General features: G+C 65.6%; 20 protein-coding genes and 1 tRNA gene. 7 read left to right on the top strand and 14 right to left on the bottom strand.

Going from position 1 to position 25,413, the window contains the following annotated elements:
* Positions 1–71 precede the first annotated feature (71 nt).
* Both MJ603_RS09090 and MJ603_RS09085 read left to right on the top strand, forming a co-directional pair.
* Positions 72–2,414, top strand: a complete 2,343-nt coding sequence (locus MJ603_RS09090) for a transglycosylase domain-containing protein (RefSeq protein WP_243063394.1) — start codon at positions 72–74, stop codon at positions 2,412–2,414.
* A gap of 100 nt (positions 2,415–2,514) precedes the next feature.
* Positions 2,515–2,588, top strand: a tRNA-Pro gene (locus MJ603_RS09085).
* A gap of 453 nt (positions 2,589–3,041) precedes the next feature.
* On the opposite strand, the gene MJ603_RS09080 is transcribed toward MJ603_RS09085, so the two are convergent.
* From MJ603_RS09080 to MJ603_RS09055, 6 genes are all read right to left on the bottom strand, one after another.
* On the bottom strand, positions 3,042–3,662 hold the full coding sequence (locus tag MJ603_RS09080; protein ID WP_243063393.1) for a PadR family transcriptional regulator: 621 nt from the start codon (positions 3,660–3,662) through the stop codon (positions 3,042–3,044).
* Positions 3,663–3,675: 13 nt separating this feature from the next.
* Positions 3,676–5,637 carry an FAD-dependent monooxygenase gene (locus MJ603_RS09075; protein ID WP_243063392.1) on the bottom strand — a complete coding sequence of 654 codons (1,962 nt, stop codon included), beginning with the start codon at positions 5,635–5,637 and terminating at the stop codon, positions 3,676–3,678.
* Between the two features lie 266 nt (positions 5,638–5,903).
* A complete protein-coding gene (locus MJ603_RS09070; RefSeq protein ID WP_243063391.1) occupies positions 5,904–6,410 on the bottom strand; it encodes a GNAT family N-acetyltransferase in 507 nt (168 codons plus the stop codon).
* Between the two features lie 213 nt (positions 6,411–6,623).
* Positions 6,624–7,664 (bottom strand): LLM class flavin-dependent oxidoreductase, encoded by a 1,041-nt coding sequence (locus tag MJ603_RS09065; protein WP_243063390.1) that lies wholly within the window; start codon positions 7,662–7,664, stop codon positions 6,624–6,626.
* 102 nt (positions 7,665–7,766) lie between these two features.
* Positions 7,767–8,276, bottom strand: coding sequence for a hypothetical protein (locus MJ603_RS09060; protein WP_243063389.1), 510 nt, complete (start codon positions 8,274–8,276; stop codon positions 7,767–7,769).
* Between the two features lie 103 nt (positions 8,277–8,379).
* Positions 8,380–10,290, bottom strand: coding sequence for a DUF4012 domain-containing protein (locus MJ603_RS09055; protein WP_243063388.1), 1,911 nt, complete (start codon positions 10,288–10,290; stop codon positions 8,380–8,382).
* Positions 10,291–10,594: 304 nt separating this feature from the next.
* Here MJ603_RS09055 and MJ603_RS09050 point away from each other — a divergent pair, with 304 nt between their 5' ends.
* The 4 genes from MJ603_RS09050 to MJ603_RS09035 are packed head-to-tail and all read left to right on the top strand — an operon-like array spanning position 10,595 to position 15,111.
* Positions 10,595–11,809 (top strand): glycosyltransferase, encoded by a 1,215-nt coding sequence (locus MJ603_RS09050; protein ID WP_243063387.1) that lies wholly within the window; start codon positions 10,595–10,597, stop codon positions 11,807–11,809.
* On the top strand, positions 11,806–12,972 hold the full coding sequence (locus MJ603_RS09045; protein WP_243063386.1) for a hypothetical protein: 1,167 nt from the start codon (positions 11,806–11,808) through the stop codon (positions 12,970–12,972). Before MJ603_RS09050 ends, MJ603_RS09045 begins: the two co-directional genes overlap by 4 nt.
* 10 nt (positions 12,973–12,982) lie before the next feature.
* Positions 12,983–14,092, top strand: a complete 1,110-nt coding sequence (locus MJ603_RS09040) for a glycosyltransferase (protein WP_243063385.1) — start codon at positions 12,983–12,985, stop codon at positions 14,090–14,092.
* On the top strand, positions 14,089–15,111 hold the full coding sequence (locus MJ603_RS09035) for a glycosyltransferase family 4 protein (RefSeq protein WP_243063384.1): 1,023 nt from the start codon (positions 14,089–14,091) through the stop codon (positions 15,109–15,111). Before MJ603_RS09040 ends, MJ603_RS09035 begins: the two co-directional genes overlap by 4 nt.
* 40 nt (positions 15,112–15,151) lie before the next feature.
* On the opposite strand, the gene MJ603_RS09030 is transcribed toward MJ603_RS09035, so the two are convergent.
* From MJ603_RS09030 to MJ603_RS09015, 4 genes are all read right to left on the bottom strand, one after another.
* Positions 15,152–16,852: an ABC transporter ATP-binding protein gene (locus MJ603_RS09030; protein ID WP_243063383.1), complete on the bottom strand. Its 1,701-nt coding sequence runs from the start codon at positions 16,850–16,852 to the stop codon at positions 15,152–15,154.
* A 67-nt stretch (positions 16,853–16,919) separates the two neighbouring features.
* Positions 16,920–18,413: a sugar transferase gene (locus tag MJ603_RS09025; RefSeq protein ID WP_243063382.1), complete on the bottom strand. Its 1,494-nt coding sequence runs from the start codon at positions 18,411–18,413 to the stop codon at positions 16,920–16,922.
* A 77-nt stretch (positions 18,414–18,490) separates the two neighbouring features.
* Positions 18,491–19,117 (bottom strand): low molecular weight phosphatase family protein, encoded by a 627-nt coding sequence (locus tag MJ603_RS09020; RefSeq protein ID WP_243063381.1) that lies wholly within the window; start codon positions 19,115–19,117, stop codon positions 18,491–18,493.
* Positions 19,114–20,583, bottom strand: coding sequence for a polysaccharide biosynthesis tyrosine autokinase (locus MJ603_RS09015; protein ID WP_243063380.1), 1,470 nt, complete (start codon positions 20,581–20,583; stop codon positions 19,114–19,116). Before MJ603_RS09015 ends, MJ603_RS09020 begins: the two co-directional genes overlap by 4 nt.
* Positions 20,584–20,752: 169 nt before the next feature.
* Here MJ603_RS09015 and MJ603_RS09010 point away from each other — a divergent pair, with 169 nt between their 5' ends.
* The gene (locus tag MJ603_RS09010; RefSeq protein ID WP_243063379.1) at positions 20,753–21,613 is read left to right on the top strand and encodes a class I SAM-dependent methyltransferase; all 861 of its coding nucleotides are present in this window, start codon (positions 20,753–20,755) and stop codon (positions 21,611–21,613) included.
* Positions 21,614–21,642: 29 nt separating this feature from the next.
* Here the strand turns inward: MJ603_RS09010 and MJ603_RS09005 are convergent, their stop codons facing one another.
* Genes MJ603_RS09005 through MJ603_RS08990 form a run of 4 tightly spaced genes read right to left on the bottom strand, consistent with a single transcriptional unit; the run spans position 21,643 to position 25,319 of the window.
* Positions 21,643–22,323, bottom strand: coding sequence for a thymidine kinase (locus MJ603_RS09005; RefSeq protein WP_243063378.1), 681 nt, complete (start codon positions 22,321–22,323; stop codon positions 21,643–21,645).
* 26 nt (positions 22,324–22,349) lie between these two features.
* On the bottom strand, positions 22,350–22,970 hold the full coding sequence (locus MJ603_RS09000) for a response regulator (protein WP_243063377.1): 621 nt from the start codon (positions 22,968–22,970) through the stop codon (positions 22,350–22,352).
* Positions 22,957–24,117, bottom strand: a complete 1,161-nt coding sequence (locus MJ603_RS08995) for a hypothetical protein (protein ID WP_243063376.1) — start codon at positions 24,115–24,117, stop codon at positions 22,957–22,959. The genes MJ603_RS09000 and MJ603_RS08995 overlap by 14 nt, the downstream gene beginning before the upstream one ends.
* A complete protein-coding gene (locus MJ603_RS08990) occupies positions 24,117–25,319 on the bottom strand; it encodes a sensor histidine kinase (protein ID WP_243063375.1) in 1,203 nt (400 codons plus the stop codon). The genes MJ603_RS08995 and MJ603_RS08990 overlap by 1 nt, the downstream gene beginning before the upstream one ends.
* Positions 25,320–25,413: the final 94 nt, after the last annotated feature.

Genomic DNA, 25,413 nt, shown 5'->3' with positions numbered 1-25,413 from the left:
CCGTCGCCCCGTAATGCGAACACCGGCAGCCAACACGTCCGAATCGGCCGGGGCGAGCGTAGCCTCGGATGGTGACTTCACCTGGTCGGGCTCTGGGGGCTCTCGGAGGCTTCATCGCGATGAGCGCGGTGGCCGGCATTCTCGTCGTCGCCGCCATCACGCCGGCGGCCGCCGTGACATCCTTGGCCGTCAGCAACGCCACGGGCGTGTTCGACGGCCTTCCGGATTATCTGGCGCCGCAGCCGCTTGATCAGACGACCACTTTCTATGCCAACAAGGGTGGCAAGCAGGTGCCCATCGCGACGTTCTACGCGCAGAACCGCGAGGACGTGGCGTGGGATGCCATCTCCCAGTCCGTCAAGGACGCCGCGGTCGCGACGGAGGATCCTCGGTTCTACAGCGAGGGCGGCATCGACGTGTTCGGCACAGTGCGCGGGGCGCTGTCGACGGCCGCTGGCAACGACGTGCAGGGCGGGTCGTCGATCACGCAGCAGTATGTGAAGAACATCCTCGTGCAGCGTTGCGATCAAGAGGATGCGGTCGATCCCGATGCGGCGGCCGACGTGCAGAAGAAGCAGCAAGCCAAGTTCGAGGCCTGCTACAAGGATGCCGCCGGAGTGACCGTGCAGCGCAAGCTGCAGGAGATCCGCTACGCGATCGGGCTCGACAAGCGCTACAGCAAAGACCAGATCCTGCTCAGCTACCTCAACATCGTCGGGTTCGGCGGGCAGGTGTACGGTATCCAGGCTGCGGCCGAGTACTACTTCGACGTCGACGCGAAAGACCTGACACTGCCTCAGGCCGCGACCATGATCGCGATTCTGAACAACCCCAACTACCTGCGCATCGACGACCAGTCGATCAAGCCGAGCGACAACGCCCTCGACAACACGTCGAAGAACGGGTATGCGGCGGCGAAGGATCGCCGGGACTACGTGCTGAGCCGGATGCTCCACAACCACTCGATCACGAAGACCGAATACACGCAGGCGGTCGCCACGAAGATCGTGCCGAAGATCACACCGAAGCAGTCCGGATGCACGAGCGCAGTCGCCTACGACGCCGGCTTCTTCTGCGACTACGTCGAGCACACTCTTTTGGAGAATCCGGTTTTCGGTAAGACGACCGACGATCGGGAGGCGCTGTTTCAGCAGGGCGGGATCAACGTCTACACGAGCCTGAACCTCGACCTCCAGAACGTGGCGCAAGCGGCGATCAGCAGTTATGTCCCCCCGGACTATCCAGGCCTGGACCTGGGCGGGGCGAACGTCTCCATGGAGGTGGGAACGGGGCGCGTCGTCACCATGGTCGAAAGCAAGCAGTACAACGACAGCGCTGATGCACCGGCCGGCACGACAGCGGTCAACTACACGACCGACAGCGATTACGGAGGGTCCAACGGCTTTCAAGTCGGTTCGTCGTTCAAGCCGTACGACCTGATCGCCTGGCTCGAGGCGGGCCACACCATCAACGAGACGGTCAATGCCAACGTTCATTCGTTCCCCGAATCCGAATTCGCCACGTGCGGCGACGGATTCGGCAACGTGGTCTGGCCGGTCGCGAACGATGAGTCGTCCGAGGGCGGCTACATGTCGGTGCTGCAGGCGACTGAGGACTCGGTCAACACGGCATTCGCGATGATGGCGACGAAGCTCAACCTCTGCGACATCTCCAATGCTGCCCAAGCACTTGGCGTGCACCCGGCGAACCCAGCGCCCCCGCCCGACGGCAACCCGTGGATCATCAACCCCCCGATGGTGATCGGCAGTGGCAACTACATCTCGCCGCTCACGCAGGCGGAGGCGTACGCGGGCATCGCCAATGGCGGCAAGACATGCACGCCGGTGGCGATCGACAAGATCGTCGACAATGATGGCAAGTCGCTTCCCGTGCCGAAGACCGTGTGCAAACAGGCGATACCGTCCAATGTGGCCGCGACAGTCACGTGGGCGCTCCAACATGTGCTGACGAACGGCACAGCGGTCGGGGCGAACCCGTATGACGGAATTCCGATCATGGGAAAGACCGGCACCACTGACTACGCACAGGAGAACTGGCTGATCACCTCGACGACGAAGGTGGCTCAGGCCACGTGGCTCGGTTTGATATCCGGTGCACTCGATACTGATCTGCACTATGTCTACCTGAACGGCCAGCAGGCGAACAATGCGAAGTTCCCGGTCGTGAAACAGATCCAGACGGCGCTCGACCAGGTCTACGGTGGAGCCCCGTTCATCGCCCCCGACCAGAACTTGATCGGCAGATACACACCGCCGCCGCAGCCGAAGACGACTGCACCGGCCGCGCCGGCTCCGACTCCCGGAAAGCCGGGAAATGGAGCAAATCCGCCCGGGCAGAACAAGGGCACGACCGGCGGCGGAACATCCACCGGGGGCACCACGACTCCGCCGTGATCCTCACACGTGGCCGACAGGATGCCCGCTCCTACAGCCCGCATCGTGGTCGTCCGGCCATCGGCCAGCGTGTATTCTTATGGAGGCCTTTCGGGGCTATCGGGGTGTGGCGCAGCTTGGTAGCGCGCTTCGTTCGGGACGAAGAGGCCGCAGGTTCAAATCCTGTCACCCCGACGTTGTGACATGAAGAAGGGGCCGGTCGAAAGACCGGCCCCTTCTTCATGTCACAACTCGCGTGTGTCAGTCGGCGGTAGCGGTGGGCGCACCCCGACGTTGCGCCGCAGAGAGAGCAGCCGACTACACGACCAGGCTGACGAGTCTTGGCGCGCGGACTATGGCTTTGATTGTCTTGCGTCCGTTCAGCGCTCGAATCACTGACGGTTCATCCAGAGCGGTTGCGAGCAAATGGTCGTCAGCAATGTCCAGGCGGACAGTCATCCTGGCGCATACCGCAGCGTCATTGGTCGCGCCGCGGTTCACGTGTGCTCCTTTCGCGACGTCACAGGCATTTGAGCGAACCCGCGCTGTCCGATTGCACGACCGCGCCCATGAACTCATGCCCCTTCGGAGAACTTTCGATGCGACCGCTCCAGATCACGGACTCGGAGCGTGAGTGATGAAGTCCGGTCAGCATGTCGTGTCATCTGCACGGCCGGGCGAAGACTCCTCTGGTGCCTGCCAGGTCAGGACGCCGCCGCGGATGTCTTGCAGGACTTCAGCAAGCCAGGCGGCCTCGGCCTCAAGGTTGCGGGTGCGATATTCGTCTTCGAGCAGATAGACGCGCGGGACGTCCTCGAATCCGACCCGTTCGGCGCGCATCGCCTCCAGCGTGGTCTCGATAGTGATGATTCGGGCCGAGATCAGCCCGGCTGCGGCATCCGGACCGATCATGGTGAGCACGGAGAGCGCGGCGGGGAACTGGGGGAACTCGTCGGGGAGTCCGGTCACCATCTCGGTCAGCCAGTCGACCGCGACCTGCCTGCCAGCGGCTGTGATGCTGTACACGCGGCGCTCAGGGTAGTTCTCCGAGGTATCCCGCTGGGTGGTGTGGTCGACGAGGCCCCGGGCGGTGAGCCGGTCGAGGATCTGGTGCAGGCTGGTGCGCTGTCGCACGTTCACGACCTTGGCCTTGCCGCGTTCCTTGATGAGCTTCTGCATCCGGTAGACGTGCATCGGCTCTTCGATGAGCATGCCGAGGACGATCAGGCCAAGCGCGCTTGGTCGCATGGTGTTGGAGGGGGCGGTCATGTTCACAGCCTTGTCACCCTTCTGCATGTGCCGTGGATCCCAGCACTTCGCCTATCGCGTCGCGGACCGCTTCTGCGTTCAACTCCGAGGCGCCTGCGATCCAGGCTACGTATCCATCGGGCCGGATCAGGGCGGCGCCCGCACCCTTGGGCAGCGCATCCGGGTCGACTTGTTGCACCCTGACGCCCTCGGCGTCGAGTTCCTGCCGCCATTCGTCGGCGTGGTCGGCCACAGCCAGAACGAATTCCGTTCCGGTCAAGTCGAGGAGGCTCGTCTTGTGAGCGGTGTCGATCCAGGTGTGCGGCATCCGGGCACCGGGCTCGGCGACGTCGGCCACCGCGTCGGCGAACGGGAATGTTCCGGTGGCGCCGAGAACAGCGCCGGAGTGGTAGCGCTGACCGAAGGTGCAGACGATGTCGTCGACATCGTCATCGGGCCCGCCGCTGAATCGCGCCGCTTGGCGACGCACGGTGAGATCGGCGAGTGCCTGTGCGACGGGCCGACGTTCGGCCTCGTAGCTGTCGAGCAGCACAGGGTCAGCGCGTCCGTCGAGGACCGCGGCGAGCTTCCAGGCGAGGTTATGGGCATCTTGAATGCCCGAGTTGGCTCCCATCGCGCCGGCCGGCGGCCAGACGTGGGCGGCGTCGCCGACCAGGAAGGCGCTCTGGTGCCGGTATGCAGCAGCAACCCCGACCGCCTGCTGCCACGGTGTCACGTCCACGACTCTCACCGGACGGTCGCGGTCGCCGACCGCGGTGCGGATCAGGTCGACGCATTTGTCCGTGTCGAACGAACTCAACGGAGTCGTGGTCGGGTCGAATGTGAGTCCCAGGCTCCACCGATTCGGATCGGCGGTCGTGGTGAGCGAGGCGAACCCGAGCTGCTGGTTGAGTACGATCCAGAACAATGCGCGCCGTTCCACCAGATCGTCCAGGTCGGCGTCGAAGATGATGCTAACCCAGTCCTGCGCCTCTTGCGGTCCGTCGCGTCCGATGCCCAGCGACTCGCGAATGCCGCTGGCGTATCCGTCTGCGGCGATCAGGTAGTCGCAGCGCACCCTGCGGGTCGTCCCGTTCGCCAGGTTCCGCAGGGTCGCCTCGGCGCCGGTGTCGTTGACAGTGACCTGCTCGACGGCGACGCCGCGCTCGATCCGCGCACCCCACTCACGTGCTTGATCGGTCAGTACCGGCTCGACAGTGTTCTGATCGGCCATCACGAACCGGGCGGGACTGATCGCCTCCAGTCGAGGATCCGGCTCCGGATCGAACAACCACTCCCACGGTTCCGACAGTGAGGCGCACCGGGCGACTCCTGCGTCACCGGCAAACGGGGCGGACAGCTTCTCCACTTCACGACTCATCCCCGCCGCGCGGTAGAGCTCCATCGTGCGTTGGTTCACCCCGCGCGCCCGCCCCTGCACGCCGGGCTGGTCATGGCGATCCACCATCAACGCACGGATCCCGTTCTGCGCCAGGAACATCACCATCGCGGTGCCCGCGTATCCGCCGCCCACGACCAGCACCGCAACGTGCTCGACCTCGGTGGCGCCTTCCTGTCCCCTCAGCTCCCGCAGTCGTTCCCACGAGGTCAAATCGTCCAGGACCGCGACACCGCCGCGATGAATACGCACCTCGCTGCCTTGAGCACTTCCGAGGACCGTCAGCGTTCCAGCCCCGTTCTCGCCGTGACCCCACCGGTCCTTGAACGTGCCCTTGCCGGACCACTCGACCTCGTTCCTCACCTGCGTTCCGTCCTCGACGAGCAGGATCAGCGTGGTCTCCACCAGCTCGGCCGTGACGGTGACTCCGGTGAATCTGCGACATGCCTCACGAAGGTCGAGGACGATCCGGGAGCGGTCGGCTCGGACGGTGTAGCGGCGTGTGGCGGACCACGCGCCCAGGCGCCGCAGCCCCTCCCGACTCACATGAATGCTGGTCTCTGATCGGCCCGCGCGGGCCGCGATTTCTTCGATCATGGACTAGTTATATCATAACTAGTGTGTATTGCTACTTGAACGACATCGTGATGTGCCGGCCGTTGGCCGTGCTCTCTCGGCAAGATCACGCGTCGAGGAAGGCGGTGTGCGCTCGGCGCATCGGTGAGAGCAACGGGCTGGTTGGCTCATGTTTGGGCGAACGCTGAAGGCAGCCAGGATGACCAGGCTCGCGATCGCAACGAGCGCGAAAGTATCGCACCACGATGTCTCACCGGCACGGGTGATGCCGTGAACGAGGCCCGCGGCTACGTCCGATCTCCCAGCTCGTGCACCCAGGTGTTGAAGGTCAGTGTGCCACCCCGCCATGGCACGGTGTGCGAGCCGGCACGGACGAACCCGGCGGCACGGCACACCGCATTCGACGCGAGGTTATCGACACTCGGAGAAGCGATGAGCAGCGCACGATCGCCACGCGCTGCCACGATCGGAATGATCGCCTGCAGGGCCCGTGTAGCGATACCGCGCCCCTGAAATGCAGGCAGGACGTGCCAGCCGAGTTCGTATGCGGCCACGCCCTCATGCTCGACAGGCCAGTACCCGATGCCTCCAGCTCCCACCTGATCGGCATCGACCCGATACCACCACCCGAGGTCCTCGTCCCAGTAGCCAAGGTACTTGGCATGACGCGCAACCACCTGTTCATCGGTCTCGGGACCACCAAGGAATTGGGTCATCGCGGGCGTATTAGCCTGCTCGAGCAGTGGGAGATCGTCCTCCGACCACCGAGCAAGGGTCACCGAAATGGCAGTCACTCCTTGCTCGATCGGATGCTGGTCTCTGATCGGTGAGCGCGGAGACGTCCCTTCAGCCATTGGATAGTCATATCATAACTAGTGGTGATATGGCTACACGATGGGTCGAAAGGATCCATCGCGTTGCATCCCATCGCCGGTCCGCGTAATCGCTCCACACCGCAAGTCTCACCATGCACCGTACGGAAGCCCCGCTTGCCGTACGGCGGATCGTCAAATCTGCGGTGTATCGGACGGCGCCGACGGGAAGAGCTCGGCGACGATCTCGAGGGAGCGGGCTCGGGCATCCGATTCGGCGGCGCCGGAGGCGATCATCAGCTCGTCGGCTCCAGTGGAGTGCAGCAGAGACGCAAGCCTTTCGCGCACGACATCCGGCGTGCCGAGCGCCTGCCGTGCGTTGCGTTCTGCGATGAAGTCCAGCTCCAACTGGCTGAATTCGTATTTCGCGGCCTCGTCGACGGACACCGGCTCCGGCTTCTGTCCACGTCGCATCTGCAGGAACGACAGCGCGGACGGCAACGATTGGCGGCGCACCTTCTCCGGGTCGTCATCCGCCACCACATTGACCGCGATCATGGCGTGCGGCGCCTCGAGCGTGGCGCTCGGCTGGAACCGGTCTCGGTAGAGCGCGAGCGCTTCCTCGGTGTGCTCACCGGCGAAGTGGTGCGCGAACGCGAACGGCAGCCCGAGCGCTGCGGCGACCTGGGCGCTGTAACCGCTGGAGCCGAGCAGCCATACCTCGGGCTGATCACCGAGTCCAGGGACGGCTCGCAGACCCGCAAGCGGGTCGTCCGGCGCGAAGCCGCCGGTGAAGAAGCCGAGCAGGTCGAGGAGCTGTTGCGGAAAGTCTTCGGCACCGAGGGCATCCGGGCTGCGGCGCAATGCTGCAGCGGTCGCCTGATCGGTGCCAGGCGCGCGGCCGATGCCGAGGTCGATGCGGTCGCCGTAGAGTGCGCGCAGCGTGCCGAACTGCTCCGCCACCACGAGCGGGGCGTGGTTGGGCAGCATCACTCCCCCGCTGCCGACGCGGATACGCTCGGTGCGAGCGGCGATCGCCGCAATCAGCACAGCCGGAGCGCTGGACGCGACCGCCGGCATGCCGTGATGCTCTGCCACCCAGAAGCGCCGGAACCCGAGCGATTCGGCGACCTGGGCGAGACGGATGCTGCCTGCGACGGCATCCGCGTTGGTCTGGCCGGCACCTCGGCCGGCCAGATCGAGGACGTTGAGCGGTACGCGGCGAAGTTCGGTCACAGTTGATTCAACCGCAACGCGGCCGAACTATTTCCGTCGCCGCCGCCCAGGTCCACGATGCCGATGGCCTCCAGTGGTCGCGATGGGTGGCTGGCGATCGCCTCAGTTGTTGATCCGCTGGCGCCGCACGACGATGCGTACGAGCACGAATGCCGCACCGATCAGCACCAGTCCGGCGGCCGTCCAGACGATCAACAACGGCACGGTCGAGCCGGTGTCCGCCACCTGCGAACTCGACGAGCCACCGCTGACGACGTTCGACGCCGGCGACACGATGGTGAACGTCTCGACATCGACGTTGCCCGATTCTTCACCGGTGGACGTCACGGTGTACGTTCCGTTCGCATTCGACGGCAGCGCCAGACTGGCCGACGACGAGCCGTCGGCGGCGGCAGTCGTGGTGAAGGGTCCCGACGTCACCGCGGTGCGGAACGCAGCGGCAGTGACCGTCGTGTTTCCGCTCACCGTGATGTCGATGACCTCACCTGGCGTCCACGTAGCACCGGCGCATCCGATGGTGACCGTTGAGCCCGCCACCGGCGAGCCGCTGACCCCACAGGCGATCGATGGAACATAGCCGGCCGCATTGGCGACCATGGGAACTGCGAACACTCCCAGAACGGCAAGCGCGACGACAGCAAATATTTTCCGGATCATCGAACATCTCCCCCGAGTCAGACCGCGTCAGATACGGTCCCGTTCGATCCTGACTCGTTCAGTGTAGGACCCCGTTGCACGTAACCGAAAGGGTTGACAAAGAAACCTCTTGGGTCATAGGCGTCACGAACGCACCGACGGAAGATTTCCTGATCGGACGTGATTTTTCCTCAACTCCTGCAAAACCCGCACCCCGTGGGGAGACTTCGGTGCGCAGCGGGTTGAGGAGCGCGGCCGTGACCGCATTCGATCCCGCATGACGCGTTCCGGATGCCGTGTTCTGCGCGGTGTCCGCATCCGCCAGAAACTCGAAGCGAACGGTCTTCGACTCTCCCGGCGCGAGTTCGATCGAGTAGCGGGAGACCGAACGGCCGGCGTCGATCGCGGCGTTGGCCGGAACATCCTGCGCGTCGACGGTGGTACCCAGCCACGCGGACCGCGCCGGACCATAGACCGCGATCTGCGTCGCGATGTCGCCCGGCTTCACCCCGAACTGGCCGCCTCCGGTGACGTACGACGGGAGCGATGTGGCCGCATTCTCAGGAGCGGCGTTCGTCAGCGTCACGGCGACCGCGAGATTCGCCTTGCCGTCCGCCCGACACATCGCCCGGCCCGTTGCCACCTTCGCGCGCAGGTAGTAATCCATCTTTGCGCCCGTCGCGTCGTTGAGGTAGATGCCGAACGTCGGATCCTTCTCGCTGCTGGCGGGCAGGCCTCCGGCGAGTGAGGTCTCGGCGAGCTGCTTCTGCTCGTCTGCATGCGCGCTCCAGACCAGAATGCGTCCCTCCGCCCCTGCACGCATCAGCGCCGGAAGCATCGCGCCGGTATTCGCGGCCCCGTCGGTGGCCGCCTGGAACACGGCAGTCGCGGCGTCGGCGAAGAACGCGTTCTGCTGGTCCACCGGATACTTCGCGTAGCTGTCGCTGAGCAACACCTTCACCGCGTTGCCTGCCGCAAGCACCTCGCCGGTGGGCAGGGTCACGGGCCCCGTGGCCTTCAGAAGATAGCTCAGAGCGATCGGATCGACGGAGATGACTCCGTCGACCTGCTGGCCGGTCGTCTGCTGCCACAGAGCGCGTGCCAGCGATCCGCTGAGGTCGAACTGCGGGGGCAGCGTCACGTCTTGGATGTAGCGCCCGGGGAGTTCGCCATAGAGGGCGAGGGTGGACTTCGGAAGCAGCCGCGTGGCATCCGCCGCGGCGGGAAAGGTGTTCGATGACGCCTGCTGCGTCATCGTGATGGTTCCGTGGTCGACGTGCACGACGGCCAGGGCACCCGGAATGCCACCCGTCGACCGCAGTTCGGCGTTGTTCTGGAACAGCAGCAGATAGTTCCTCGGCCCCGTGGAGCCGAGCATCTGCGGAAGCAGTCGGGCGGCCCTCTGCACAGCGTCGGCAGTGACCGCCGCCTTGCCGAGCTGTGCTCGCAGAGTCGTGATCGCGTCGCGCACGTCTGGCATGGTCCCCCCGACGTCGATCGCGTCGGCGCGTTCCGACGCAGTTCCGAGCGCTCCGGATGCCTTCGACAGCGTGGTCGCCGCGGCCGCGAGCACCCCGGTGTCGACATGATGCTGCTTCGGCGTGAAGTCGGCGGGCGAGAGCCGGCCGGCGAGGGTCGCGAGTGGCGTGACCGCGCCGTCGGCGGCATCCGCCATCACGTCGGATGCCTTGCGTGCGGCCACAAGGTTCGGTCCAAGCAACGGCACGGCCTCCGCTGCACGCCAGAGCGAGTTGTTCGCGTCGCCGCGTGCACGATGGGTCGCGGCCGTCACATCGGATGCTGCGGTCTTCGCCTCGCCGAGGGCGTGCGAAGCGTCGCCGGAGACGAACGACGACTGCAGCTTCGAGAGGTCCGTTGCGGATGCCTGGAGCTGATGCTGCACGTCGAACACGAGCATCCCGAGGTAGACGCCGAAGCACACCAGCGCGACGACGAACCCGCCGATGAGCCATCCGACGGTCGCGCGCATGCCACGTCGTCGCCTTCGTCCCCACGGCATGTGGACCATTCAAGCACCTGACAGGGCACTCGCAATGGGGTAGCGTCTGAAGCGTCGTACGGGGATCGTCCGCAGGGGTGAGGCGGAGTTCACTTCCCGGCAGCGACCGCTGATCGTCGGGGGTAAGCGGTGAATATTGCGTCGCGTTCAAGGCATTCGCGGGGGCCGTCAGCGCCGCCGCCACGATGTTCCATCGGGAGGCGGACCGCAGGGACGGTGCACTCGTGACGGTGCTGCCCGACCTGGCAGCGGCGACGTCGGAGTAGGCGGCCGGGTGCGAGCAGTGAAGTCGACACGAGACGCGGCCGTTCCATCGGTGCCGACCGATCGCGCGCGCGAGAGCAAGTCGCCCTCTGCGCCGATCAGGGTCGTTCACGTTGTGGAGTCGTTCGGCTCCGGCGTCAAGAATTCCGTGCTGAGCTACGTGGCGAACACGCCCGACATCGAGCATCACCTGCTCTGGTCGACGCACTCCGACACCACCGTCGACGAGCAGGATCTGGAGCCGTTCGCCTCGCATCAGTTCCTGCCGGCCGGACACGCCGCTCGGGTTCGCGCCGTGAGAACCGCCGTCAAGAGGTTGGGAACTCCCGTCGTGCATGCGCACTCCAGTTGGGCCGGAGTCTACGTGCGCTTGGCTCTTCGGCACTCGCACGAGCTGTCGATCGTCTACACGCCACACGGCTACTCCTTTCAGCGGCAGGACCTCCCCGGTGTCGCACGTGCGCTGTTCCGCGTTGCCGAATGGGTCCTGTCGTTCAATACGACGAAGGTCGCCGCGTGCGGCCAACACGAAGCGCGTCTGTCGGAGTGGCCGTTCAAGCATCCGTCGATCAGCGTCGTGCCGAATGTCTCCCACGATTCGGGACCGATGGCGGACCCTGTGCAGACCGAACCAGATGACATGCGGCCTTCCGATGGTCCGGAAGCGGGCGATTCCGGTCCGCCGGAAGGGTCCGTGGTCGTCGGCGTCGGCCGCCTCTGCAACGCGAAGGACCCGACCTTCTTCGCCGAGAGCATTCGAGAGTTGCGCGCTTCGGACCCCTCTGTTCGGGCTGTGTGGATCGGCGAAGGGGACGACCATTACGCGCGGGACCTGCTCGATGCCGGCGTCGAGATCACCGGCTGGCTGAGCGCAGACGAGACCTGGCAGGTACTCAGCGGATCAACGGTGTACCTTCACACGGCCCGCTGGGAGGGATTCCCACTCTCCGTGCTGGAGGCCGCGTCTGCAGGCCTTCCCATCATCGGGCGCGACATCGGCGCTCTTCGGGATGAAGGGTTGCCGCTCCTGTTCTCCGAGCCGCGCGAGATCGTGGACATCTGGACCCGTTTGGGCGACGACGACGAGCGTCGAGCGGCTCGCGAGTTCGCCCGCCGCTTCGCCGAGTCGCACAGCGACGCCCGTCAGGCGGACGCGCTCCATGTCATGTACCGAGGGCTGCCGTCGGTCGCGGCGCAGGCATCCGTCGGCGGGAGTCGGCGATGACGCTCGTCGAGCAGCCGTCGAGGGGGCGCGCTGCGACCACGATCGGCGACTATCTGGTGGCCGTGGCAGCCATCGCCGGATACGTGATCGTCGCCTCCAGGCAGACGATATTGCCCGCCAGATTCTCGTTCGACGGCGATCGCATCCACGCGATCGCACTCGGCACCGGCTCATCGTTGGGTGACAAGGCGTTCGGAAATGTCGCGTGGGTGTACGCACAACTCGACCTCGCCTCGCATCCGCTCACGGCCGGGCTGGTCGGCTACAGCGCATTCCTGGCGATCGTGGTGGCCGTCTGGGCGCGCATTCGTCGGAATGACCCGAGCGTGCTGACGATTTTCGTGGCAGGCACGTCCATCCTCTTCGGTGCTGTCTACCTCGGCTACTACTCCAAGGACGTCTGCATTCTTCCGATCGTCGCGGCCCTGCTTTTCCTGCCGAGGCGGTGGTGGGCCGACATCGCCGTCATCGCGATGATGCTCGGATACGCCGCCTGGTTCCGCTCGTACTGGCTACCGGTCGCCGTCTTGTATGCGGCGTATCGCGTCGTGCGCATCCAGCGTCGATCGCTGTGGTTCATCGTGGTGTCGATCGCCCTCACCGTCATCGCGCTCGGCCTCGTCATCTACGTCGTCTACGGAACGGCACCGGATGTCTACCGCTCGACGGTGAACGACACACGCACCCTCGACCCGAATGCGCAGTCGATCATCACGCCGATCCTCACATTCGCCGAGCCCTGGTCCGGCCTACTCAACAACGTGCTCACCGCGTTCTTCCTGCTGGTGCCGGTGCCGCTGCTCTCCAGCGGCGGTGGCCTGTACTACGTCGCGATCACCATCGTGCTGACAGTGATCTGGACATCCACATACATCGGTATGGCGAGGCTGCGCCGAGTGGATGCCGCGCAACTGAAGCAGGGGGCCCTCACGTCCGCGGCCCGTGCCGCAGCGATCCTGCTCGCCTTCCTTTGCGTTCAGGCGCTGTTCGAACCGGACTACGGCTCTGCCGTGCGGCACGTGACGCCGCTGCTGCCCGCTGCACTGCTGGTGTGCGGCACGACATTGCGAGCGCTGCCACGTCGCACCAAGCAGGGATTGGAGAGGATCGATGAGGGAATGACTACCGGGCAACCCGACGAGCGCGTCAGGTCGGTGCCCTGAGGTGCACATCATGTTCGTTGCACAGGCCGTGCACGGCGGCGGTGCCGAGGTCGTGGTGTGCAGGTGGTCGAACCGGCTCGTCGAACTCGGGCATCAGGTCGACGTGGTCACGACCGATCCGAAACTGCAGGACGCGCAACTCGATCGGCGGGTGACCCGCTTCCGCCTGCGCGAGGCTTCGGCGTTTCGGAAGGTGATCGCGTTGCGGCGGCTGGTCTCGAGGCGAGACCCGGACGTCGTCATGTCGCACCTGACACGGCAGAACGTGCTCCTTCTCGCATCGATGGCCACCTTGTCGCGTGCGAGAAGACCAATGGTCGCGATCGAAGAGCACAGCGTGCTCAGCCTGATCTCCGGATCTTCCGTCGCCGGAATCGGCGGCAGGTTCCTTGCTCGAACGTTGTACCCCCGCGCAGATCTCGTCATCGCCGTCTCCCATGCCACGGCGGCGGACCTACTCAGGTACGGCGTCGACGCCGACACTGTGCGAGTGGTCGCCAACCCACTTCTCGAAGACGGTGAGCTTGCATCACTGCCACGCGTTCCCGACGGAGCGAAAGCGGGAACTCACCCGCTCCGCTTGATCGCGTCGATGAGACTCGTGCCCCAGAAACGGCCCATTCGTGCTCTCGAGGCCACCCGAGAACTGCGCAACAGGGGGTACGACGCTCGGCTCGTGTTCTTCGGAGCCGGGCCTCTGCTCGAGGAGATGCGCACGGCATCGCGGGCAATGGATGTCCCCACGGAGTTCCGTGGCTGGACGGAGAGCTGGACCGAGGCTTGCGAACGAGAAGACATCGTCCTGCTCCCGTCTCGAGTCGAGGGATTCGGCAACGTCCTCATCGAAGCAGCGGCAGCCGGGCTTCGTGTCGTCGCTCCGTCGACAGCACTGGGAGTCGCGGACGCGGTGGTCCCCGGCGTCACCGGCGAACTGGCACTGACAGCCTCGGCATCCGACCTGGCCGACGCTGTCGAGCGCGCCATGAAGCTCGAGCCGCCGAGCCTGCCGGCATGGCTCGATCGCTTCAGCACGAGGGAGAGCACGGACGCACTTCTCGCCGTGCTCGCATCCCGGCCCTCGGCACGAGCATCCAGCACACCGGAAGGAAGCACCGAATGAGGATCCTCGTCGCCTCGTGGTCCTTCGCGCCGTCCGTCGGAGGCGTCGAGACCACCGCGGATCTCTTGGCGCGACACTTCATCTCTCGGGGCCATCAGGTCGTGGTGGCAACTGCGATCGGCGCCGAGGATCACGTGCATCGGCCGTACGCCGTCATCCGACGTCCGTCACCGTGGCGGCTCGCTCACCTCGTCGCCACCTCCGATGTCGTGTTCCACAACGCGATGAGCGTGAAGATGGCATGGCCGCTGCTCTTCATCAGACGACCCTGGGTTGTCGCCGTTCGTCTGTTCTTCGGTGACGAGCCGAGCAGGCGCGAGCGGGTGCGCCACGTCGCCCATCGCTACGCCCGCCTGATCGCCAACAGCCAGGCCACAGCGGACGACCTGCCGTATTCGTCGACGGTCGTGCGCAACGGTGTACGCACAGAGGTCTTTCGCGTGTCGACTCCCCCAAAGGATCGCGATCCCTGGCGCATCATCACCGCCGGCCGGCTGGCACACGTCAAAGGCTTCGATCTTCTCATCGAAGCGTTCGCCCGCCTGAGACTCGAAACCGGCAGAGGCGAGTTGACGCTGGTCGGGGACGGTCCCGAACGCGAGAATCTTGGGCGGCTGGCGGACGCTCGAGGAGTCTCCGAGTACGTGCACTTCGTTCCAGCACTGGCACAACACCAACTCGCGGAGCAATTCAATCGGCACGCCGTCGCCGTGATTCCGTCACGGTGGCGGGAGACGTTCGGCAACGTGGCCCTCGAGGCCATCGCCAGCGGATGCGCGGTGATCACCACATCGGGCGGCGGCCTCCCCGAAGCGGTCGGCGCCTGCGGGATCCTCGTTCCTGAGGCGACGGCGGATTCGCTCTACGAGGCGATGCACCGCGTCGTCGGACAGAAGGCACGCATCGCGCGGATGCTCGAGCACCGCGAGGAGCACGTGAGCTCGCTTTCGTCTGACGCCATGGGAGACGGATATCTCGCGGTCCTCGACGAAGAAGTGTCCCGACGAGCGCGACGATGATCATCCGGCCCATCCGTCCGGCCAGGGCGGCGAACACGACCTAGCTCGGCTGCCGTACCTCCGCGGGAAGAAGAAGGCCGCCGCGCATCGCATAGGTACGGTCGGCTTCACGTGCGACGGTCGGCTGATGGGTTACGAGCACCGCGATCATGTGCGGCTTCAGCAGCCGAATCGTCTCCACCACTTCCTGCTCGGTCTTCGGGTCGAGGGCACTCGTCGGCTCGTCGAGAACCAGCAGATCCGGCTTCTTGAGCAGAGCCCTGGCCAGCCCGATCCTCTGTCGCTGCCCGCCGGAAAGGTTTCTACCGTCCTCGTGGATCTCGGTCATCAGCCCGTCGGGAAAACGCACCGGCTCGAGCAGCAGAGACGCCATCCCGATAGCCGAGTGGATCTCTGCCTCGGACGCATCGCGATAGAACCGCACGTTGTCCGCGACCGTCCCCGGTATCAGGCGGACTTCCTGAGGGAGGTAGGCGATGCGCTCGTACCAATCGCGGTCGCGAACGGTCTCCACCTCGATGTCGTTGACGAGGTAGTCGCCGCTCCTCGGCTCCACCAGGCGCAACAGCACCTTGAGGAACGTCGACTTGCCCTCGCCGGAGGCGCCCGTGATGGTGATGAGCTCACCGCGGGAGGCACGAAAATCGCTCGGCTTCAGCTGCTGGTCGTGCTCGCCATAGCCGTATGTCACCCCCCGCAGCTCGATGTCGTGGATGCCTCCCAGGCGGTCGCGCCCCCAGACGACGTCGTCAGGAGGGAAGGAGGCGATGCGCGACGTCACACTGACGGCGTGCACGGCCAGTTCGTGCAGATTCTGCGAATCCGACTGGATGTTCTGCACGTACGAAAGCGATCGCACGAGGAGCAAGGCGATCACCGCCACGGCGCTCACTGCACTCGGCGACACGAGAAGAACCACCCCGAGGACCGCCAGAGCGAGAAGCAGGATCGACACTCGGAAGACGATCGGCGAGCCTCGCCAGATCATCCGACTTCGCATCCAGGAGCCTGCTATCTCGTGGATTCTCTCGTCAGCCGCCTCCTCCACCTTCTCTCGGACTCCGAACACCTTCGCCTCTGTGCCCAAGCGGGAGACGATCGAGACGAAGCCCGCCAACGAGGCATTGGCGTGCACCCACGCGTTGTTCGATCGAAGGTTCATCCGGGACAAAGGAAGGAAGAGCAGCGCAAGCAACGCCCCCATTCCGATGAGGCTCATGGCTGCGATCGGCGACACGAAGAAGGCGGCAACCACGAGCATCGCCAGATTGACCGCGTTCGCGGCGACATTGCCGGCGAAGATGAATCCGTCGGCGGACCGCGCGATGCCTTGAGAGGCCAGCTCCTGCATCTCGCCAGGCGGAATGTTGCTCTGCCCGCTCACCGACGTGAAGAGGAATCGGTGCAGAAGAAGCCGACGCAGGCCGATGGATCGGCGGTTGGTCTCACGAAGAATCAGCCAGACGGCTCCGACCTGCATGACGATCGTCAGCACTCCGGCGACGATGCCGGCCACGATCGTGGCTCCCAGGCTGGACGGCATGAAGGGGACGCGACTGACGACGCTGCTCTGCGCCCCGCCGAGTGAAAGAGTCCCGACCTGCACGATGAAGATGAGCAGGAGCGCTTCGCTGGCACCTCCCACGACGCTCAGCGCAGCAATGGCGGCAAGCGTCCGTTTCGATGTACCGCGCAACAACTGCGCCAGGGATGTGCGGCGAATCGTCTGTCCAAGACCCATGTACCTCTCCCGTTACGTCACGGTCCGCCGAGCACATCGGCATACACGCCGTGTGCCATGAAGTCGATCAATACGCCCCAGCCCGGTTGAGCACGGCCCGCAAGGTGCGCCACAGTACGACGACGTCACCGGTCAGCGACCAGTTCTCGACGTAGTAGAGGTCCATACGAATGGCTTCCTCCCATGCGACGTCGGAGCGTCCGCTCACCTGCCAGAGCCCGCTGATACCCGGCTTGAGAAGCAGGCGACGGTAGTCGCGACCGTGATAGAGCGCCAGTTCAGCCGCGCGCTGTGGGCGCGGCCCGACCAGGCTCATCTGTCCGAGGAACACGTTGAAGAGCTGGGGCAGTTCGTCCAGCGAATAGTTGCGAAGGAACTCGCCGATCGGCGTGAGCCGCGGGTCGTCTCGCACTTTGAACAGTGGTCTGTCGTCGGTGCCCTGGGCTGTGAGGAGGGCGGAGAGTGCAGCATCCGCTCCCGGCACCATCGAGCGGAACTTGAACATCGAGAACTCGCGACCTCCTGTGCCCACCCGACGTTGCACGTAGAAGATGCCGCCCTTGCTCGTCGTCGCCACCGCGATCATGACGGCGACGATCACGGGCGAGAGCACGCAGATCAGCAGGAACGACCCGATGAGGTCGAAGCCCCGCTTCGCGACGAGTTTGCCTCCGGTGTACCGGGGCATCTCCACGTGCATCAGCGGCAGGCCTGCGACGGGACGGGTATGGATGCGCGGACCGCCGACATCGATGAGACTCGGCGCGACGATCAGGTGCTCACGACCCGGCTCGAGGCTCCAGCTGAGTTCGCGGACCTGGTCGGGCGAGAGGTCGTCTGCCCCGGCGATCACGACCGTGTCGGCGCCACTGAGCCGCATGGATCGCGGCACGTCGTCCAGTCCACCCAACACGAGCGCGTCCGTCGAAGCATCCCTCTCGCCGTGCGGAACGCACACCCCGACCACGCGGTAGCCGCTCTGCGGAGATCGCCCGAGTTCGCTCACGACATGCGCGACATTGGCCGGCGACCCGGCGACCACCACGCGCGACATGTAGTGACCGGCGACCCGTTTCGCGACCAACCATTGACGCGCCAGCCACCTGCCCAACAGCAGAAAGACGAGTCCCAGTGGAAAAGCGAGCAGCACGTAGCCGCGCGCGATGTCGATCCGGAACAGAAACGCGACGATCGCGACGAAGCCGAAGACACGTACCGTGGCATCTGCGACGAGTCGGTACTCGCCGCTGCCGGAGCCGACTTCTCGATAGCCGCGGGTGCCGTACACCGTGAGTGCCAGCATCCAGATCGCCACGATGACCACGGAGATCACCGTGTAGCTGAGGACGAGCGCACCGCGTCCCATGTCCCGGAACTCGACGTCGCTCGTTCCGAACCCGAACCAGGCGATCTGCACCCCTGAGACCACCCAGGCGAGCACGATCAGGTCGATCAGCACGAGCCGTGTCGCATAGCGGACAGGCCATGGGCGCCATGCGCCCGGATCGCGACGCGGACGGGCGTTGTTCCACCCGGCGACTTGCCCGACGTGGTCGACCACGTAACCCCCAGCGGGTGCGGCACTCCCCGAATGTGCCGACGCCCGTTCTCCACCGTAACCCGAGTGGGCCCAGACCTCTAGGCCTCCAACGAACCCCTGCGGTCGGAGAACTCGGCCTCGACGACGACGTCGGGTGAGGTCGGGCGTTGCCGCGCCGAATCCGCCAGAGCCGCCGCGATCACTTGGGCGGCATCATCGAGTACGGCTGCAACGCGCTCGTACTCGCTGGCTGGACGTCCGATCGGGTCGGCAACGTCGTCGTCGGCCTCCGGCTCTGCAGCACGCTCCGCCGCAACGGATGCCGCCAGCCGCTCCAGTGTCGGCGTCGCGTCGCGAGGCATCCGCTGAGCCAGCCGCGCGAACTCCTTCATCGTGAAGGTGCGCCGCACCGCGCCAGGCACGCTGCGCACCGTGTCTGCTCGGATCGCCCGGGTCGCTGTGAGTACCAGATCGGCGGACAGCACCATCTGCTCGGTCAACTGACGGGCGCGGTGCGGGACCGCGGAGCCGACTCGCGCGATGACCGCAGTGCGGGCATCCGCCGTCATCGGCGATCCGACCTCCGCGAGGATGCCAGCGCTCTCCACGACGAATCCGGGGACGTCGCCGAGGCGAGCGCGCAGCAGTTGGGCAGCCATCGGCGAGCGGCAGGTGTTCCCGGCGCAGACCACCAGGACACGGAACGGCTGCAGTGCTTCCGTCATCGTCCGTGCCGGCCGGCCAGACGCGAGCCGTCGGGGCCGAACCCGTCATTGCGTTGTGTGGCCGCCGGTGTGACCGGCGTCTCCGTTGACTCGGTCGAGTATCCGTAGCCGTAGCCGCTGTACCCGTACAGGCCGTATCCGTAGGCGTCGGGTCCCTTCGTCGGCAGCATGGTGATGACGATACCGGCCAGTCGTGCTCCCACGTTCGTGAGGGCGGAGACCGAGCCCTTCAGTTGCGCCTTGCGCGTGCGGCTCGCGGCGACCACGAGGAGCGTGTTGCCGACCGTTCTGCCGAGCACGGCGGCATCCGTCACCGGCAGGAGCGGGGGCGAGTCGAACAGCACGTAGTCGTACATGCCCTCCACCCGCTGAATGAGGCTCGCCATCGCCTGAGATCCGAGGAGTTCGCTCGGGTTCGGTGGCACCGACCCGGCAGGCAACGCTGAGAGGGATGTCTTTCCCCACGGTTGCACCACGTCAGACAGTTCGGCCCTGCCGATCAGCACATCCGTCAGGCCGACAGCACCCTCGATCCCGAGATAGTGCGCAACGCGCGGCTGGCGCAGGTCCGCGTCGATCACGAGCACGCGATTTCCGGCATCGGACAAGGCGATCGCGAGGTTGACGCACGTGGTCGTCTTGCCCTCGTTCTCGATGGACGACGAGATCACGAACGTGCGGGCGTCCGCCCCGACATCGAGGAACTGCAGGTTCGTGCGCAGTGTGCGGAACGATTCGGCACGTGCACCACGTGGGTCGGCCTGCACGATCAACGGTCGCGACGTCGCCTTCGCGTCGTAGACGATTCCGCCGACGATCGGGACGTCCGTGATCTGTTGAACGTCGCGCTCGTTGCGCACCCTGGTGTCGAGGGTCTCCCTCATCAGGGCGATGCCCCCTCCGACGACAAGGCCGATGATCGCGCCGAGGAGCACGTTGAGCCAGAGCTTGGGGCTGGATGGCGAGTCGGGCACGTTCGCGATCTGCACGCGGGTGAGCTTCACCGGAGAGACCGACCCCTTGCCGTTCGGCGTCTCGAGCGCTTGCACCGTCTTCGACAGGCTCGCGGCGGTCTGATTGGCGATCCAGGCGGATTGAGTGGCCTTCGTCGAGATCGCCGTGATGTCGATGATCGTCGTGTTGGCCGGCGACGACGCCGAGACGCGCGTCGAAAGCTGCTCTGGCGTCATGCGCAGGCCCAGCTTCGCCGCGACCGGTGCCAGCACGACCGGCGTGTTCACCAGGTCGGCGTAGGTCTGCACTCGCTGCTGCGTGAACGAGTTGCCCTGCACGAGATCCGCCACGTTGTCGCTCGCCTGCGTCGAGACGAAGACCTTGGCAGATGCCTCGTACCGCGGCGTCGCAAGCAACGAGTAGGCGGCGGCGACGATGACTCCGACGAGCGTGAGCGCGACGATGAGAATCCACTGCTTGCGCAGCACTCGCACATAGCCCCGCAACTCCATGGAAGCCGCCTTCCCCCGTGAGCCATGGTGCCACAGGGATTGCGGTGGCCGCCACGGTACCGAGTAATGACATGTCGGCCATTCCTTGGCTATCGACTGCGTTTGTGAAAGCCTTCAGACACGCGGATGCCCGTTGTTCGATCTGAGTCGCCCACGAAGGAGCCAGACGATGTTGCCCTCGATCAAACGACTGAACTCGAAGACGTTGGTACTGCTGGGCGCAGTTGTCGGTGTCATTCTGATCGCTCTCGGCATCGTCGTCGCGAGCCTGACACAAGACCTCACGTTCCTGGTGATCGCTCTGCTCGTTGTGGCGATCGAAGCCACCGCCATCGGCGTGCTGCTCGTGCGAATCGGGCTGATCACGATGTCGGTCTCCACCCGCTGGCAGACCGCGATCGATACGAACGCCCTGCTCCAGCTGTACCAGAACTTCTCGCCGACGAGCCCGATGCCATCGCCTGGCGGAGTCGCCGCTACCCCGCGCACGCTGTATTACCTGGCATCGGTGGCTTCGGAAATACCGGCGGGTCACACCGTGGTCGAGTGCGGCAGCGGCATCTCGACGCTCTGGACGGGGCTGGCACTGAAGAAGAGCGGCCGGAACGTGCGGCTCATCTCGTTGGAGCACCTCGAGGTCTACGCCGAAGAGACCAGAAGGAATGTCGACGCCCTCGGGCTCTCCGACATCGTCGAGGTGCGAGTCGCCCCTCTGACGGAGCAGGCGATCAACGGGGTCCGGTATCAGTGGTACTCGGCCGACGCCCTCACCGACGTCAGCAATGTCGCCCTGTTGTTCGTCGACGGTCCTCCCGGCACGGTCGGGCGTGACGCGCGGTTCCCTGCGGTCCCTCTGCTGGCATCCGCCCTCGACGACGGGGCTCGCATCGTGCTGGACGACACCGATCGCAAGCACGAACAAGAGATCGCAGACAACTGGATGGCTTCGGCGTGGTCGGGTGCGACGCTCCGCAAGCTCACTGCGACGGATCGGTCGACGGTGTTCGAGTTCTCCCGATCCGACTCCTGACGTCGCATCTCACGCAGGTCGGATGACACCTATGTGAAGTCCGGGTCCGGCTCGCTCTCGTAGGCGACAGCCGAGCCGGTCAGCGGCCAATGCCTGCGACCATTGTTGAGCGTGCCGCCGCTCTCTTGCAGATAGCAGGCACCGCACAACGACTGGTAGACGACGTCATCGCCATCCTCGATCGCCACCTGATCTCCGTCGAAGACGAAGACGCCGTTGATCGTGCGCGCATTGAAGATGGCTTTGCGTCCGCATCGGCAGATCGTCTTCAACTCTTCGAGGCTGTGCGCGACCTCGAGCAACCGCCTGCTGCCGGGGAACGCGACGGTCTGGAAGTCGGTGCGGATGCCATATGCCAGAACCGGAATATCCTCGAGAATCGCAATGCGCAGCAGGTCGTCGACCTGAGCCTCTGTGAGGAACTGGGCCTCGTCGACCAGCAGGCAGCTGACGTCTCTGCCGAACCTCGAGATCGTGCGCTCGCGCTGGATCTGGAAGCGGTGATAGAGGTCGGCGACGGCGTCGATCACGAAGTCGGCGTCACGCGTCACGCCGAGCCTGGAGACGATGCCCGCGTCGCCCTTCGTGTCCACCGCCGGCTTGGCCAGCAGCACACGGTGACCGCGCTCCTCGTAGTTGTAGGCAGCTTGCAGGAGCGCAGTGCTCTTGCCGCTGTTCATCGCCCCGAACCGGAAGTACAGTTTCGCCACCCCGCCATCGTATGTTGAACGACGGCCTAGCTGAGATACCCGTCCTCAGCCGCACGGCTGGCCAGCTCGGCTCTGGTGCTCGTCGGACGCCCGGCGCGACCGTACTTCTCGCGAACCCGTCGAAGGTACGTCTTCGCCGTCTCGAACTGCACGTTCATCGCTGCGGCGACCTGCGACGTCGAGTTGCCGTCCACATACAACAGCAGCGCCATGCGCTCTCCATCGCTGAGCTTCGGCTTGGTACTGACCTGCGGGTCCGGTGAGAGGCCCATCACCGACTTGGCGACAGCCATCACCTCGCGAACGGGCTGCGCTTTGGAGAGGAAGGCGAGCGCCCCCGCTCCGAGGCATCGTTCGCGTTCCTCCGGGGTGTCGAGCGCCGTCAGCACGATCACCGATGCCCCCGCCGCTCGGCACGTGCGCACTCGGGCCTCGATGGAGACCTTTTCGCCGAGGTTCAGATCCATCAGCACGAGATCGGTCGGGAATGCCGGCGAGTGCACCAGCTGCACCCACGTGGGAGCGGCGACAGCGAGCTCGAACAACGGTTCGTGGTCGCGGATCCAACTCGACAGACTGTCGAGAAGCACCTCGTGGTCATCGAGGATGCCCACCCGCACGCGCGTGCGCACCTCACGCTGGATCAAAACCGAACCTCACCGTCATGCTCGAGCCGGCTTTCGTGGTCATGGCGTCGCCGCTGAGCGATCGCAGAACGCTGAAGAACGGTCGGGTCGCCCTGCGCAGACGACGCCATTCGCTCACGCCATACAATCGCAACTCGAACCCGGCGCGCTCCGATGACTCGACCGTCGGCGTGCGGGTCAGGCTGATCGCGGTGTCAGCAGGATCGATCAGCCCGAGGCGCACCAGCTCGATGAGGCACGCGCTGATCGCCGCACGCTCGCTCGCCGGCACCCGCTGTGCGAGGTGCGCCGGATCGTTGACGGCATTCGGCTTCATGCCGGTCGTGGCGGCGAGCCGATCGAGCCAGGTGCTCCTGAGCTCTTCGATGGCATGTTCCCTGAGCTGCGCCGCCGTGCGCGCGGCCGCTTCGATGTCGGCCTGCGTCACGCTTCCACGGGCTGCGATGGATGCCAGCAGCGGCAGTGTGGTCCGCTTCAGTTCGGCGACCTGCGCACGGTGCAGAGCGACTTCCTCGAGCAGGCGAAACTCCGGCCCCAGCCCTGCCATGCCTGCGCGCGAGGACCTCGTCCATTCCGCGGCGAATCGACTGATAACGGCTCCGCATGTGGCGGCGACGGCGGCGAGCACGAGCACGGGAGTCGCCGCGACGACGACATACACGTACGGCGTGTTGATGATGTGCAAGGAACCGGTCTGCTCGGCGGCGAGCACACCGACCACCAGGGCGCCCAGTGCGCCGAGAACGATCAGCTCCAGCGCGGGGCGGAGCCAGAGCATCCCGAGCACGATCAGGCCGACGCCGATCTGCCCCCAGTCGTCTTGGACGAGGCGGTTGTGCCCCCAGGTCGACACCGCAGAGAGCACCGACGCGAGCACGGTCATGCCGACGACCAGGACGGCTGCCGGCCGGCCGAGGCGGGCAATGCTCGGATGCGCGGCGATCGCCAGCACCACGGCGGCGGCGAACAGCATCCCCACGGCGACGACCGCCAGCTCCGGTCGAACGATCTCGTTCCCGTGGGTCACGCTCTGGATGACGGCGTAGCCGACGGCCACCGCACCCGCGAGAGGCGCGAGAAGCCATGCCGCAGCGGCTCCGATCGGATCGAAGCGGCTCGGAACACGGTCCAGAAGGCTGGAGCCCATCAGAGGCTGCCCCCTTCGGCGGTCGGCACGACCATCAGCACGGATGTGCCGGCCCCTGCCCTGGAGAAGACCGACACCGAGCCGCCGACTCGTTCCACCCTGTCGATCACTGACTGCAACAGGCCCATGCGGTCGTTGTCCTCGCGGGCGAGGAGGGAGACGTCGAAGCCGCGGCCGGCATCCACCACGACAAGCGATACCTCGTCATGCGATGCGGAGAGCACGACCTCTGCCCTGGATTGCCCGGAGTGCTTGAGCACGTTGACCAGACACTGCCTCGCGGCGAGGCCCATGGCGCGCCTCGCCTCAGACGAGAGCGCCGAATAGGGGCCCCGATCGCCCGACACATCGACGACGAGACCGGAATCCCGTGCGTGATCGATCGCCCGCGCCAGATCGCTCTGCCGCCATTCGACGTGGTCGGCGGCGTCGAGCCGATCGCCTGCGCGGTGCGGTGCGGTCGTCCAATGGCTGATGTCTGATTCGAGCCGTTCGCGCAGACTCGGCACCAGGGGACCCGGCTGTGTCGATGCCAGTGCCGCCAGCTCGCTCAGAGTCGTGTCGTGCAGTTCGGCGCGCAATTCGGCTGCCACTTCGAGGCGCAGCTCGTCGACGTGCTGTTCGCGCAGGGTCCTCAGGATCAGTGCGTGGGCACCTCGGTACGATCCGCGCGTGATGCCGTTGAACAGCAGCAGCGCCATGAAGAGGATGTAGGCCGCCAGCGAGATCGAGTCGAAGCGGAATTGCCGTCCGGCGACCAGCGCAGCGGCGAACACCGCGAGGTCACCCAGCGCATAGGCCGCAGTCGCCCAGAGCACGCCGACGCGCGTGTCCTGACGCGATCCGCCGATCAGCATCAGTGCGACCAGCGGCAAGGCGACGACGAAGAGGTCGGTGTTCGTGTACGAAGCCGTCTGCTGCAGCACGGCCACCGTGTAGGCGAACGTGGACAGGCATCCGACCACGGCATAGGCGCCCATGACGACGCGGTTGCCGGTCGCCATCACGACGATCAGGAGCACGATCATCGGCAACAGGCTTCCCGCCGCCCACCACCGCACTCCTCCCACCACGAAGAAGCCCGGCGCGAGCACGGATGCCAGGGCCGCGGCGAGACAGATCAACGCGGCAACCTGCGTCGACGTGGCGATCGCACGGTTCCCGGCTTCACGCGCCACCTGGGCGGGCACCCCGAGAGACATCCTCAGGATTATGACACGGTGACGGGTCGACGTGTACCCCTCTCTCGTACCCCGATCTTCACGGATGCGCGACCTGTTCCTGTGGATGGCTCCG

The sequence above is a fragment of the Humibacter sp. RRB41 genome (assembly GCF_022761015.1).
In the GTDB taxonomy this organism is placed as follows: Bacteria; Actinomycetota; Actinomycetes; order Actinomycetales; family Microbacteriaceae; genus Humibacter.
Note: the sequence above shows the minus strand (reverse complement) of the source record. Positions and strands in the feature narration are given on the sequence as shown.